General features: G+C 72.2%; 6 protein-coding genes. 3 read left to right on the forward strand and 3 right to left on the reverse strand.

Annotated features, from left to right (window positions below):
- Positions 1–139: 139 nt before the first annotated feature.
- Entirely contained in the window at positions 140–838 is a 699-nt protein-coding gene (locus ACF068_RS31130; RefSeq protein ID WP_392277659.1) for a hypothetical protein, read from the reverse strand.
- Between the two features lie 301 nt (positions 839–1139).
- Between ACF068_RS31130 and ACF068_RS31135 the strand changes: the two genes are divergently transcribed.
- The 3 genes from ACF068_RS31135 to ACF068_RS31145 all read left to right on the forward strand — a co-directional run bounded on the left by ACF068_RS31135 (position 1140) and on the right by ACF068_RS31145 (position 13291).
- Positions 1140–1430, forward strand: a complete 291-nt coding sequence (locus ACF068_RS31135) for a hypothetical protein (protein ID WP_392277660.1) — start codon at positions 1140–1142, stop codon at positions 1428–1430.
- Between the two features lie 179 nt (positions 1431–1609).
- Positions 1610–12721, forward strand: coding sequence for a DEAD/DEAH box helicase family protein (locus tag ACF068_RS31140; RefSeq protein ID WP_392277661.1), 11112 nt, complete (start codon positions 1610–1612; stop codon positions 12719–12721).
- Positions 12722–12805: 84 nt separating this feature from the next.
- A complete protein-coding gene (locus tag ACF068_RS31145) occupies positions 12806–13291 on the forward strand; it encodes a DUF6233 domain-containing protein (RefSeq protein ID WP_392277662.1) in 486 nt (161 codons plus the stop codon).
- On the opposite strand, the gene ACF068_RS31150 is transcribed toward ACF068_RS31145, so the two are convergent.
- Positions 13275–13811, reverse strand: coding sequence for a hypothetical protein (locus ACF068_RS31150; protein WP_392277663.1), 537 nt, complete (start codon positions 13809–13811; stop codon positions 13275–13277). The genes ACF068_RS31145 and ACF068_RS31150 overlap by 17 nt on opposite strands.
- Positions 13812–13947: 136 nt before the next feature.
- Complete coding sequence (locus ACF068_RS31155) at positions 13948–14112, reverse strand: hypothetical protein (protein ID WP_392277664.1); 165 nt, start codon at positions 14110–14112, stop codon at positions 13948–13950.
- Positions 14113–14398 lie beyond the last annotated feature (286 nt).

Here is a 14398-nt window from a genome sequence, read left to right on the forward strand (position 1 = left end):
GGGTACTCGGACGCGGTCATATTGCCAGAGGTGCGGCCGTCGGCCATGCATCGGTCGGCAAGGTCTGGCTGCGCCTGGGAATGCCCCGCTATTCGTTCTATTTAAAATCGAACGGAAGCGTTCCAATTGGAACGGTTTCTCAGGTGACCTCCTGTTGGCCATTGCTGGTCGCCCGGTCGATCGCGGCGCGGAGGAGGTCGCCGGTGGTGAGGATCTGTGCTCGGAGGTGGTCGCGGATCTCCAGTGCGGACTGCGGCGCGGAGGGTCTCCCGGCTGCGGTCTTGAGGGCCAGTTCGGCGGGGATGTGATCGCGTTCGGCTTCCCGTGGTGCCACGTCGACTCCGTCGCCCCACCGGTCTGCCCACTCCTGGAGTGCTTCGACGGCGGCCTTGCTGGTCCAGTACGCGGCGCGGCGGACGGTGTCGCCGAGGTCGTACGGCAGGCTCACCGACACGCGTTTGGTGTAGCCGCCCTCTCCCATCGGGGTGCTCGGGGGCGTACCCCATGGGCGACCGGGCGCGTCGACCGCGCCCTCCGGTGGCTTCGGCCATTTGCGGTCCAGTCCGCGGGTGCGCAACTCCTGACGGACCGCCCGGGTCACGATGTCGTCCCGGGTGCCGCCGAACTCGCCGGAGCGCCGCATCCGGGCAACCCGGGCCCGGATGTCGCGCCGGACTGCGGTGACCTCGCGCCGCGACATGCCGGGGACGATCAGCTCCTGCCGGCGGGCGGCGACCCACCTCTCCTCGCGATCCCGTTCGGCTTTGCGGTGCGCGTTGAGCGCCTTCAGGGCCTCCTCGGTCACGGCCACGTGGAACTTCATGCTCACCTTCGCCATGGAGAAAATGTAGCCAGATAATGAGAGCGTACTGATATGGCCGTGGCGCGGGGTGCCGTGAGGCAACCGCCGGTGCGGCAGGGGAAATCCGCTGTTGGTGAGTCGTAGGGTCACAGAGGATGGATCACGTCCGGCCGCTCTTGAGCATCCGGGCGAGGCCGGGGGGAGTCCCTGGTCCCGTCTGTGGTGACGGCGTGCCGGGCTGGGTCCATGGTCTGTGCCCTACCAGCACCACGGGGGAGTACGCGTATGAGCATCGGGGGAGTGGAGCCGCCGCTCCGCGAGGATGAGGAGATCCGAAGTGACGCAGCTCAGCAGGCATGGGCAGACGGCTCGGGAGTACTGGGAGACGTACCGGCCGCGGGCCTTGGAGGCGCTGGGGAGCCCGGAGCGGCAGGCGGCGTACTTTCAGGAGCTGGATCTGCGGGTGACGGAGCGGATCGGGGAGCTGGCGAGCGAGCTGCTCCAGGAGCTGCCGGTGGAGCAGCGGGCGGCGGCCCGGCGGGCGACTCGGTCGCGGGCGCAGGAGCTGGTGTACGCGGAGGAGATCTGGCTGGAGAAGGAGCCGGGGACGGAGCACCGGGAGATGTAGTTCCGCCTCGCTTCCGGCCGGAGAGTCAGCTAGACCTCGCCCCTGCCGGGCAGGGCGAGCGGGCACGTGCCAACCTCGCGGCCCTGGAGACGCTGCGCGTTCTGGAGCGCGAGCAGCGACCGGCCACCGAGGAGGAACAGCGGACCCTCGCGCGCTGGTCCGGCTGGGGCGCGCTGCCTGTGATCTTCAACCCGCGGCCGGCGCGTGCGGCGTTCGACGCGGATGAGCCGTTCGAGCGGGCCGTAGCGCGCTGGGACGCGGTCAGCGACCTGCGCGAGCAGATCCGGGAACTCCTTTCCGAGGACGAGTGGGCGGCGGCCCGCCGCAACACCATCAACGCCCACTACACCGACGCGGACCTGGTCCGCTCGATCTGGGGCGCGGTTCGCGGGCTCGGCTTCACCGGCGGCCGCGTACTCGAGCCCGGCAGCGGCAGCGGCAACTTCATCGGCTTCGCGCCGATCCTGACCTCCACCCCGGTGCAGATGACCGGTGTGGAGGTCGAGCCGACCACCGCGGCGATTGCCCGCCGCCTGTACCCGGACGCCGAGATCATCACCAGCGGCCTGGAAGAGATCCCGCTCGCGGACGGCGGCTTCGACGGTGTCGTCGGCAACGTGCCCTTCGGCCGGTACAAGCGCTACGACAAGGTCCACAACGCCGACCTGTCGCTCTCGATCCACGACCACTTCGTGCTGAAAGCGCTGTACGCCACCCGCCCGGGCGGCATCGTCGCGCTCATCACCTCGCGCTACACCCTGGACGCGGAGAAGCCGGACGCGCGGATGCGCATGTACCAGCTCGGCGACCTGGTCGGCGCGGTCCGCCTGCCCGCCCGGGCGCACGCGGCGGCGGCCGGGACGGACGTCGTCACCGACGTGCTGTTCCTGCGGCGCCGGATGCCCGGCGAGGAACCGGGGGACAAGACGTGGCTGACGTCCCGCAAGCGGGTGCTGCCCGGCCATGAAGACGAACTGGCGGTGAACGCCTACTTCGACGCGCACCCCGAGTACGTACTCGGTGAGCTGCGCGCGGGCTCCCGGGAGTGGGGGCCGGAGGTCACCGTCGTCGGCCGTACCGACCAGGCGCCGGCCGAATCCCTGGCGGCCGCGGCCGCCGCCATCGCGGTGGAGGCCCGGGCCGCCGGCCTGACCGCGGCCGCCGACCAGCGCACCGAACCGGTGCAGACGCTCGTCACCGGCGGCACCGAGGGCGCGCTCGGGCTCGACGCCGAGGGCAACCCCACGATCATCGACGGCGGCCGCCCGGTCCCGCTGGAGATCCACCCCAGCCAGCGTGAACAGCTCGTCCGGCTCATCCGCCTCAAGCACCTGACCCTGGCCCTGTACGAGGCGGAGGCGGACACCCCCGAGCCGGGCGAGACTCCGCAGCTCGCGGCGCTCCGCGCGGAGCTGCGGGTGGCCTGGCGGGACTACCGCAAGAACCACCCGCCGCTGACCAAGCCGCGCCAGCACTACATCTTCACCCCGCCCGAGGCCCGCGAGCAGGCCACGGCGCAAGGCCTGAAGGACGTGCCGGCCGCGTGGAAGCAGCGCACGGCGTTCGCCTGGATCGACGACGACCCCGACGCGAGCCTGCTGTTCGGCCTGGAGGAGTGGGACGAGCGGACGGGCAAGGGCACCGAGCAGAAGGTGCTGCTGACCCGCGTCCTGGAGCCTCGTACCCTGCCAGCCCGGGCCAACAGCCACGAGGACGCCATCGCCCTGGCGATGGAGTACGACGGCGGCCGCCTGGACATGAACCGGGTCGCCGACCTCCTGGGGCTGGACGAGGAGAGCGCGGCCGCGCAGTGCGCGGACGCCGGACTCGCCTACCGTGACCCGCTCCAGGACGACGCCTGGGAGCCCCGGCACCGCTACCTGTCCGGCAACGTCCGGGCCAAGCTCACCGCCGCCCGGGAGCGGGCCGCCGAGGACCCGACGTTCCTCGGCAACGTCTCGGCCCTGGAACGGGTCCAGCCCGCCGACCTGACGCCGTCCGAGATCAAGGCGAAGATCGGCGCCCCCTGGCTCCCGGTCGACGTCTACAACGACTTCCTCGCCCACCTCGGCTTCGAGGACGCCAGCGTCCTGCACGCGGGCGGCACCGTGTGGGAGGTCCGCGGCGCCAAGAACGGCGACCTGGCCCGCACCGAGTGGGGCACCAGCTCCCGCCCCACCCAGGACCTGTTCACGGCGCTGCTGCGCCAGGCCGACTCGACCATCCAGGTCACCTACCGCGACGACAAGGGCCACACCTACGTCGACAAGGCCGCCACGGACGAGGCCCAGGAGAAGGCCCGGCTGATCGCGGAGGCCTTCGAGGACTGGGTATGGGCGGATGAGACCCGCGCGGCGAATCTCGCGAAGATCTACAACGAGCAGTTCAACAACCTGGTGCTGCCCGAATACTCGGGCTCCGCGCTGACCCTTCCCGGCCTGATCAGCGACTGGGAGATGCGGCCGCACCAGAACGCCGCGATCCGCCGGATCGTCAACGAGCCGACGGCGCTGCTCGCCCACGTCGTCGGCGCGGGCAAGACGGCAACCATGGCCGCCGGCGCGATGGAGCTGCGCCGGACCGGCCTGGCCACCAAGCCGTGCCTGATCGTCCCCAACCACATGCTCAAACAGTGGTCACGCGAGTTCCGGCAGCTCTACCCCAACGCCAAGATCCTCGCCATCACCGCGAGCGACCTGAACAAGAAGCGCCGCGCGAAGTTCATGGGGCGGATCGCGGGCGGCGACTGGGACGCCGTGATCCTCACGCACGAGGCGTTCAACCGGGTGCCGCTCCGGGCGGAGACCCAGCGCAACTATCTCGACCGCGAGATGAGGTCGCTGCGCGACCAGCTCGACACCGCCGCCGCAGCCGGGATGCACCGCAACACGGTCAAGCAGATCGAGGAGAGCCTGGCCAACGCGGAAGCGAAGCTCCAGCAGCAGATCGAATCCATGGGCGACGACAACGGCGTCTTCCTGGAGGACACCGGAGTCGACTACGTCTTCCTGGACGAGGCGCACGAGTACAAGAACCTGCGTACCGTCTCGGCGATCCCCGGCGCCGCGATCCAGGGCTCGGCGAAGGCCACCAAGCTCCACATGGTGCTCGACTACCTGCGCGCGACCAACGAGACCGAGCGCGTGGCGACCTTGGCCACCGGCACCCCGATCGCCAACTCGGTGACCGAGGCCTACGTCCTCAAGCGCTACCTCGCCCCGCAGCTCCTTGAGGACATGGGGCTCGACGCCTTCGACAACTGGGCCGCCACCTTCGGCGAGGTCGTCTCCCAACTGGAGCCCGACCCCAAGGGCGACGGCTACAAGTACAAGGCGCGCTTCAGCCGCTTCTTCAACGTTCCCGAGCTGATGAGCGCCTACAGGGTCTTCGCCGACGTGCAGATGGCGGAAGACCTCGACCTGCCCACCCCACCCGTACGGGAGAATGAGGACGGGCAGCGCGGTGAGACCGTCCTCATCCCACCCACGTCGGCGCAACGCCAGTTCATCAAGGAGCTGCCGCACAAGCCCTGGGTGCGCAAGCCCGGCGGTGTCCTCAAGGCCCTCGGCGAGGGCCTGCGCGCCTCCGTCGACCTGGACCTGGTCGACGCCACCGAGGCCCTGCGCAACCTCGGCCTGAACGTCACCGCCGACCAGGTCATGAGCGACGACCCGGCCGGGGACGGGCGCGTGCTGGACATGGCCAAAGTCGCCGACCTCGCCGACGCCGCCGCCGTCGACATGCGCAGCGTCGGCGGCAGCAAGGAGATGGGCAGCAAGATCCCGTACGCGGCGGAGAAGATCGCGGAGATCTGGCAGGAGACGAAGGACATCGTCTACCCGGTCTCCGTGGACGACCCGACCCCACAGGAACTGCCCGGCGGCCTCCAGCTCGTCTTCCTGGACGAAGGCACCCCCGGCAGCACCGCCAAGCACGCCGCCGACCTGTACGCGGACCTGCGCGACGAACTGGTCGCCAAGGGGATGCCGCGCGAGTCCATCCGCTTCATCCACGAGGCCAGCACCGACAAGAAGAAGGAGAAGCTGTTCGCCGACTGCCGGTCCGGACGCGTCAGCGTTTTGATCGGGTCCACGCAGAAAATGGGGACCGGGACCAACATCCAGGACCGGGCCGTCGCGTTGCACCACCTGTCCTACCCGTGGCGGCCGGCGGACATGGCCCAGCGTGACGGGCGGATCGAGCGGCGCGGCAACCTCAACGCCCCGTGGATCGAGAACACCCCCAATGACGTCCGGATCATCTACTACATCACCGAGCGGACGTTCGACGAGTTCCGGCTGACTACCCTCGCCCGCAAGGCGAGGTTCATCGGCCAGATCCAGCGCAAGGATTTCTCCGCCCGCGAGATCGAGGACATCGGCGCCGACGCCATCAACCTCGGCATGCTCTCCGCCCTCGCCTCCGGTGACCCGGCGATCCTGCAACTGGCCGAGGCCACGGCGGAGCGCGCCCGGCTCCAGGGCCTGGCCCGGAGCTGGGACCGCCAGCAGGACACCCGCAGCCAGGAGCTCGCGGACATTGACGACTTCCTCGCCCGCGCGGACGTCGCCTTGGAGGGCATGCGGGCAGCGGCCCCCAACCGGCGCCCGACCACCGGCGACCACTTCGGCATGACCGTGGGCGACGCCACCTACCGCAGCCGCGACGCGGCCGCGAACGCGCTCGGGGCCCAGATGGCCGCCATCGCCGGTGACCAGTCGATCCGGCCCGGCGACCGCATCCCCATCGGCACCTTCGGCGGCCAGGACTTCCACGCGGAGATCGCCTACGGGGCCAGCGGCCGCCGCCAACTGCGCCTGCGCTTCGCCTGGGGACACGTTGTCCCCCCGGGCCAGCGCGAGGACCGTGCCCAATGGCAGGCCTCATCCGTCACCCAGTCCAACGGGCGCGGCGCCATCCAGTCGCTGGAGCACTTCCTCAACCACCTGGACGACAACCTCACCAAGCTGGAGCAGTCGGCCGAGGCTCTGCGCGACCGCCGCGAGGAGATCGCCGCCAACCTCCGGCCGAAGGACGAGAACCCCTACCGCATCCAGGCCCGCTCCAAGGAGCGCGAGGAGAAGGCCCTGGGCAAGCTCGTCGTCGCCAACGAGAAGGAGGCCGCCCTCGCCGAGCGGGTCGAACGTGCCGCGAGCATCAAGCAGGACTCCGCCGAGGAGGTCGACGAGGAACTCCAAGCGCTGCGCGAGCACATCGCCAAGCTGCGCCAGATCGTCTCCGACGAGCACGCGGTCCAGGCCCGTGCCCGGGGCCTCACGCAGAACGAGACCGATGCCGACCCCGGCGCGCAGACGGCCGAAGGCGAGACGCCCGACGAACCCGAGGCCGCCACCAGCACTGTGCCGGACGGGAGCGGATCGGCAGAGCCTCCCGCGGCCGCCACGGAACAGCAGGACGACACCCCGCCAGCCGAACCGAAAGACCAGCCGGGCCCCGAACCATCCGGCTCGACCGCCGAGCCCGATGCGCCCGAGCCGGAGGCGGAGCCGTCCCCCGAGCCGGTGACGCACGAGCTGTCCGGCGATGCCGTGCCCTCGGTGCAGGACCTGGCCGTCGAACCCCCGCCCGTCTCACAGGAGACCCCGGCCCCCGCGCCAGCGGACGCGGCACCCGGGGAGACGGCGCCGCTCCCGGACGTGAACGGCGTCCTCGGAGACCGTGTGTCGGTGGCGCACATCGGCGGCCCGCAGAACCAGGCGGAGCCTGCCGCCGAGGCGTCCGCCGGTGAACCGGAGAGCCCGGCAGGCGACGACGCGCAGCCCGCCCCGCCGGCCGCCGCCGAGCCGGAGAACCCGCCCGCCGACACAGGGCTGCCGCAGGGCGAGCCGGAGGACGCGGACGCCGACGACACCGAATCCGGCCCCGAAGCCGAGGACATGGTGACCGTGCAGACCCCGGATGGGCCCGGCACGGTCATCGGCACCGACGACGGCGACCTGGTGCTGGTCACCACTCAGTCGGGTACCCGGGTCTGGGAAAGCAGCGAGATCCAGTGGCCCGACGATGTTGCCCGGCCGGAGAACGCCGACCGGGTCGCCAAGGAGCGCCAGAGCGCTGCGGACGCCGCACAGGCCGCGACCTCCGAGGGCATCGAGCTGCGCTACACCAACGGCAACCGGCTGGTCGACCTGGACACGGAGGCCGGGCACGGCACGGTGGTCGACGCCGACGGTGCGGTCATCGGCTGGGTCCGCGCCCGGATCGGCGACGACGGCCGCCGCTACTGGTGGGCACAGGACGCACGGGGTGGCGCCCCCGACGACATGCCCTTCCATGAGTCGCTGCCGCCCTCGGCGGGCGTCCCGGCGATCCGGGCCGCCAGCAGCATCCGCTCCGAGCTGCACGCCTTCGGCGAACCGGCTCACCGCAGCCCCAGGCCTGCCGAGTACGCCGCCCGCGAGGTACGGCTGACCACGGCTCAGGTTCGGGAGCTGCGCCGCCTGGTGCTCGATGCCACCTACTCGGACGGCACCCCGATCGAGCCGCCGGAGTGGGTGGCCTCGCACCGCAAGTACGTCCTGAACACCGCGCAGATGCAGGCCCTCGGCGACGCGGCACGGGCCGCCGCCGACGCCTTCCCCGGCGTCACGGCTGAGGAGCGGCGCACCGCCCGCGTGCTGCGCAACGCGGCCGAGCGCTTCGAGTACGAGGTGTACGACACCGCCCGGTGGCGGGCCACCATCCCGCCGCCCGGCGAGACCGACCCGTACGCCGGGCCCTACCAGCCCCGCCCCCAGCCGGAGCTGCCCGACGCCCAGCAGGAGACGGCGGACGTGCCCGCCCCGGCTCCGCAGCCCGAGGAGACCGAGACGCAGGCCTCTGTCGCGGGCGAGATGCAGCCCGCGGCCCCGGCGGACACCGAAACGCCGGCACCGGCCGGAGCTCCGGAGACCGCCCCCGCCGACCCACAGGACGACGGCCGCGCGGGGAGCGCGCCGGAAACTCCGGTCGTGGGCACACCGGCGCCGGACCCCGCGCTCACGGCGGCCGCCGCCCCCGGGCCGACCGACGCGGACGCCGAGGACACCGGAGCCGAGGACGAGGACGCCCAGCTCGACCTCTTCCCCAGCGAGACCCCCGAGGCCCCGGCGCCGGCGCGGCGACCCGGCGGCCGGCGGGGTACCAGCCGGGGGGAGCCCGCCATCCACCCGCGCGCCGAGGGCGGCCCGGAGGACGGGCGGCTGGGCGTGTACGGGCACGCCGGACACGGCGAGTGCGACCGGTGCGGCACTGCCGACACCGACCGCTACACGATGGTGTGGGCCTGGCACAGCGGCACGGAGGACGGCGGCGCCATGGCCGCCGAGTGCGGGAGCTGTGTCGAGCTGACCACCGGCCTGTCCCACCAGGAGTACCGGCGCCTGGCCGACGTCGCCGAGGCCCGGCGCGGCGGTCGTCGCATCGTGCCGACTCCGTACGCCAAGGGCGACGTCACCGGCAGCCGCACGGCGGAGAACGAGTGGACTTACGTCCACCGGCCCACCGGCAAGCGCTACCGCCTCGCGGAGGAGACCCCGAGCGGATACCGGGGGTTCGTCCTGCGGGACCTGTACGGCATCTCCCAGGGCACGGGCGTCTCCACCAGTTCCGGCTACGAACTGGCCGAGCGGGCGGCCCTGGGCCGCACGGCCGAGACCCACCCGAACAGCAGCGACGACTGGGTGTTCTTCGGCTACCGCTCCGATGTCGGCAAGCTCGCGCTCCACGAGGGCGAGAGCATCAACACCAGCCACCCCAGCGGTCCGCGCAGCAGCGGTGCCCCGTTCGAGCACGGACCGCGCTGGAACATCACCGTCAGCGGCACCGACTTCCAGGTGGAGATGGTCTACCAGCAGGGCCCGCCCGGGGAGGACGGCCACCGGCTGGAGATCACCGCCCCGGACGGCACCAGCGCCCGCTACGTGCAGTGGGACGGGGTGCTGGAGTGGGCGCGCGAGCGTGTCCGCGCCCCGGAACCGGATCGGGCGGCCGCGCCGCTCGCCGCGCCGCTGGCCGAGGCCGAGGAAGCGCTCACCGCGGCGGAGGACATCCGCAACGGCCTCCAGGACCGCAGCGCCACCCGCGCCTTGGTCCACGTGCGCGAGGCCTGGGACCGGGCCCGGTACTGGTACGAGGCCGACCGGCTCGCCGAGGGCGACGGTCACCTCGCCACGGCGCGCAGCGACGCGATCCTGGCCCGGTTCCGGGAGAGCAACCACGCCGACTTCCAGCCGCTCATGGCCGCCGTGCGCCGCTTCCACGACGCGGCGGACGAGATCCTCTACCCGGGCGGCGCGGGATGGCGGCCGGCGGTGGGCGACTACGTCCGCGCCCGGCACCAGTACGTGCCCGAGTCCGAAGGCTTCTGGATGAAGGTCACGGCGATCGGGCCTGACGGCATCCATGTCCAGTCCGGCATGACCGGAGAGTCGAAGACCGTGGTGCAGCCCACCGACCTCGGGCCGCACGCGGATCTGACCTGGCAAGGACAGCCCTTCCGGGCTCCCGGTGAGCCGAGGGCAACGGCCCAGGAGCGGCGGGCCCATCTGGGCATGCCCCCGCAGACGGCGCCGGAGCCCGGCCTGCCGGTACCCGCGCAGACGCAGAGCGCACCCGCCGACCCGGGCGAGGAGCAACTGGACCTGTTCGCGGCCGCCTCCCCGGAGGCAGCCGCTACCCCGCAGGCGCCCGCCCCGCCGGCCACGCCAAAGGAGGCCGCAGTACCTGGCACCGAGCCGCCGCGCGGGGGCGGCCTGGGCCTGGTCGACGGCGAGAGCCTGACGTACCGAGGCGACTGGGACGGCCGCTACGAGATCACCCTCCCCGGCACCAGCTACCTGCTGTTCATGCCCTCCGTCGAGTACCGGCGCACGAAGTTCGCTGTCGCGTCGAACGACGAGCCGGATGTCATGTCCCCGAAGCGGCTGCGCCGGTTCGAGGAGGCGGAGGAGATCATGCCGTGGGTGAGGGCTCACGCCTCCCGGCAGCAGACCGGGCACCTCTTCCGCGACGGCGCCTGGACCCAAGCCCCGCAGACCGTTGCACCGCAGCCGCCGGCGGATGGCGCGGCCGCCGAGGACGGGCAACTCCTGCTCCTCGGGGCCGATGGCACCGCCCCCGCCTCGGCCGACGAGAAGGCCGCGCCGGAACCGGCGCCGGCCGTGCCGCCCGCCGCGGCAGAGCAGTCGGCCACGCGGCCCGCCGCGGAGGAGACCAGCATCCGTGGCCCGCAGAACGACGCCCCGACCACCTCGACCCATAGCTCCGACGCTGCCCCGGAGGAACCCGACATGGCTACACCTGCTCGTCCCGCCACGCCCGAGGCTGCGGACCGCACCGCTCCGGAGGGGCCCGCAGAGGCCATGCCGGCGGAGCCGGGCGACGACATGGACGTCGAAGACCCGCCGGAGCCCCAGCGATACACCGAGACCACCGTCTTCCCCACCGACCCGGCCTACCAGCTTGCCCTGTCCGGCATGGACGGCCAGAGCCCCGACGCCGGGCAGGTCCTCTACGACGGTGCCGTTGTCGCGACCCTGCACCGCTCGACCGGAGGCTGGTCCGCGCGCCTTGCGATCGACGCCCTGCCGGCCGATGTGACCCCGCTGCGCGACGCGCCGCAGTCCGCCGCCCATGAGGGCGCGATCCTGTTCGCTTCGCGCTCGGGCGCCTCCTACGGACAGCAGCCGACCGCGGTCGCCAACGGTGTACCGGAGGAACGGGCGGCAGTGCTGCGGGCCGAGCTGCGGGACACCGCGCGGCAGCACCTCGAATGGGTAGCGCGGGCGGCCGTGCAGGTCTGGCCGGACTATCAGCTCCAGCCGCAGCACGCAGCCCTGGCCGCACAACTCGCGCGGATGTCTGACGCATCGGCGGACTCCCTCAGCGCCCGGCAGATGACCAACCGGCTGGCCTCGGTGCGTGAGGCGGCTCAGTCCTGGCGCGACCGGCTGCCCTCAGACCCCGCCGCCGCTGAACGTCAGCTCATGGCATACCCGCTCGCGCATCTCCTCTACGACGTCGAGCGGCTGAACACCCGGCTCCAGGCCACCAGCGCGGCCGTGCAAGCCGAGCGTGCCGCCGCCTCTCGGCAGTCGGCTCCCGCCCCGGCCGCTGCGGCGCCCATGGAGGCTGATGCAGTCGCCGCCGACAAGCAGCCTCCGGCCGGGCCGACTCCGGCAGTGCACGACACGGGCTCCCGCCCGCCCGAGGCCGCCGAGGACGACACCCGGGGCGCCCCGGACCTGCCCGCTGCCGCCCCGGAGGCCGACCACGCCGATCACCTCCCGCCTGCCCGCAGTGCCCAGGCGCCCCAGACACCCGCCGCCACCGAGGGGGAAACCTCCCTCCAGCAGGGCGACGCGCACATCGCCGAGGCCGCCGAGCCGACCGCCCCGATCCCGTCCGAGGACCTCCCGCTGTGGACCGGCCCAGACGGCCCTCCCAGCCAGCCGGACAACCAGCCGGTCGACCTCGTCACCGACTTCGCGGCCGTCCAGCAAGCCTGGGACGCCACCGTCCCGGCCGGCCACGGGACGGGCGAGGACCTGTTCGCCGAAGTGCAGGCGGAAATCCTTCAGCTCCAGCAGATGCTCGCCGACGCCGTCACCAACAACCGCCCCGCCGCCGGCGCCCCAGGGACGGAGCCCTCCTCCAGCGGGCCCGAGACGCCGCTGAAGAACGTCAACGTGCAGCAGACGGCGAGGGCGGTCAACACAGCGCTGCGGCAGGCAGACGCTCACGCCACGGCACTTCAAGACCTGCCGGAATGGCAGCGTGTCCAGACCATCCGGGGTGCATTCGGCAACCTGATGCGCGTCATGAAAGACCGGGCGGGCGAGCACTTCGCCAGCCTCATGAGCGACAACCGCGTCGCCGACTTCGTACGCCGGATCTCCATCCGGACGTGCGAGAAGATCGCCGGTTGGGCGCAGAGCGCTGCGGATCGGCTCCGGCAAGGCGGCCCCCAGCGCCAGGACCTGCCGAGCGCCGATGCGCTGCGGCGCCTGGGAGATGCCGCCCTCGAATACACCGGGCGCCGCGCCACCCCGCCTCCGCCCGCGAACGCGGCGCCGGGCGGCGCGCTCGACATCCCGGCGATGCGCAAAATGGGCGAGGCCCTCAACCGGCCGATGCCCGGCGCCACCAAGGGCGTCTCCGCAGCAGCGGCCCGGGGCCGGTCCACCACCGCCAAGCGGGCACCGGGCAAGCCCGCCAACGGCACCGAACAAGCTGGGCATCTTCGTCGCGGCGGTTCCGAACAGCAGCACACCCGAAAGCCGCAGCGCTAGAGACAGCCCCACCCGGCGGCGCTGCCCTCGACCGAGGTGGCGCCGCCGCGCGGGGGTGGCAACCAGGCGTTTTAGGGTGAAGGAATGGCCACGCCCGAACCTCCCCCGCCGCCGATCGCGGTCGTGCTGCCGGACGGACAGGAGGTCCAGGGCGTTCTCCACGAGCGTCGGCAGGTACCGGGAACCTGGCTGCACTTGGTGGGGCTGCTGGTCTGGAACACGAACGAGTACGGGACGCCAGAGGCGGCGGAGTTCCGCTCCTGGGTCGATAGCGAACACGTCCGCCCGATCGACGGCGTCTCCTACGAGGCCGTCCCCACCCACCGGCTGCCGCGGACTCTGCCGGTGCTGGCGGAGCCGCCCCCGGGATCTCGGTGGGCCTGGACGGTCCAGACCCGCCCGGCCCAGCCGGGGACGGCACAGGGCACGGTCGTCCACACCATCGACTGCGACCTCGCTGGTGAGGGCCCGGAGCTCGACCTGGACCAGGCCCTGGCCGCGATCCGCCGCCCGGGCACCGTCGCCTGTGCGCGGTGCGACGCGGCTGCGTCGCTCACGCCTCTGGCGTAGGGCCCGGCCGCATCCGGGCCTTACCGCCCGGTTTGCCGAACCTCTCGTGCGCGGCCTGCTTGCTCACGCCTAGCGCCGCCCCCACGACGATCCAGGAGTCCCCGGCGGCACGAGCCGACTCGGCGGCCGCAGCCTGGAGATCCCGGCTGGCACGTTCCAGCACGCCTGCCATCGTCAGGGCTGCACGCGGATCGTCAACGGTGAGCCTGTTCAGCATCGCGATCAACTCCGTCAGAACCCCGTTGGCGGGTTCCAGGGCTGCCTCGCTCGCATGACGGGACCACTCGTCGCGGAGCGCCTTCTCGTTCTGCTCGACGGTGCGCGTCCGGTCGATGACGTGCACCGTCGGGCCCACCCATCCGCAGCTACATATGGCGCGCAAGGCGGGCGCGGCTGGCGCCTGTTCGCCGTCGAAGTACGTCCAAGGGCGGGGATCGTGCCATGCGAGCGGCGCACCGGGGCGGAACTGGGGCTTGGCCGCCCCCGTGTGTGCGGCGGTATTTGCGCTGTTCCACGGCATGGTCAAGGAGTCCTTACGGGCAGGTGGTCAAGGCGTCTTGACACCTTAGATGGCCCGTCAGGAATACCTGACGCTGCCCCTGTCAAGCTTCCCTGACAAGGGGTGGAGTCGTCAGGGTGGCTTGACGCGCGGTGCGTCAGGGCGTCTTGACGGCGTTCGCTGTGGGGCTGGCCGTGGCGAGGGCGGCGAGCAGGTGATCCCGCGTCGTCGCGGCCGTGAGGCGAACGGCATCGTCGCCGGAGTCGGCCAGCTCGGTGAGCAGAAGCGCCGCCGCCTCCAGCACGCCGGCTGGCACTGGCACCGGACGGAGGGGGGCGAGGGCGGCCGCAGCGCGATCGAGCGCAGTCGCCTCGGTCGGAGAAGACGGGATCAAGGTGGAGACACCCCGGCCCAGGCCGGCGGCGCGCTCCCGGGAGGATGCGGTCACCCGCGCATTCTCACGCACCCGATCATGGGTCGCCGAATGGTCAAACTGGCCAGATAACCCGCGCGGCCCACCGCTCCGCCCACTCACCTCTTAAGAGGTGAGTGGGTCTGATTCGCAGCAGCCGGGCTCCCCCCCCCCCCCCCCCCCCAGCGGTTGGACG

Source organism: Streptomyces sp. NPDC016309, from assembly GCF_043077235.1.
Lineage (GTDB): Bacteria > Actinomycetota > Actinomycetes > Streptomycetales > Streptomycetaceae > Streptomyces.

Excerpts from the sequence above, each read along its gene's own strand:
- ACF068_RS31130 (WP_392277659.1), bottom strand. The coding sequence starts at position 838 with ATGGCGAAGGTGAGCATGAAGTTCCACGTGGCCGTGACCGAGGAGGCC.
- ACF068_RS31145 (WP_392277662.1), top strand. The coding sequence starts at position 12,806 with ATGGCCACGCCCGAACCTCCCCCGCCGCCGATCGCGGTCGTGCTGCCG.
- ACF068_RS31150 (WP_392277663.1), bottom strand. The coding sequence starts at position 13,811 with ATGCCGTGGAACAGCGCAAATACCGCCGCACACACGGGGGCGGCCAAG.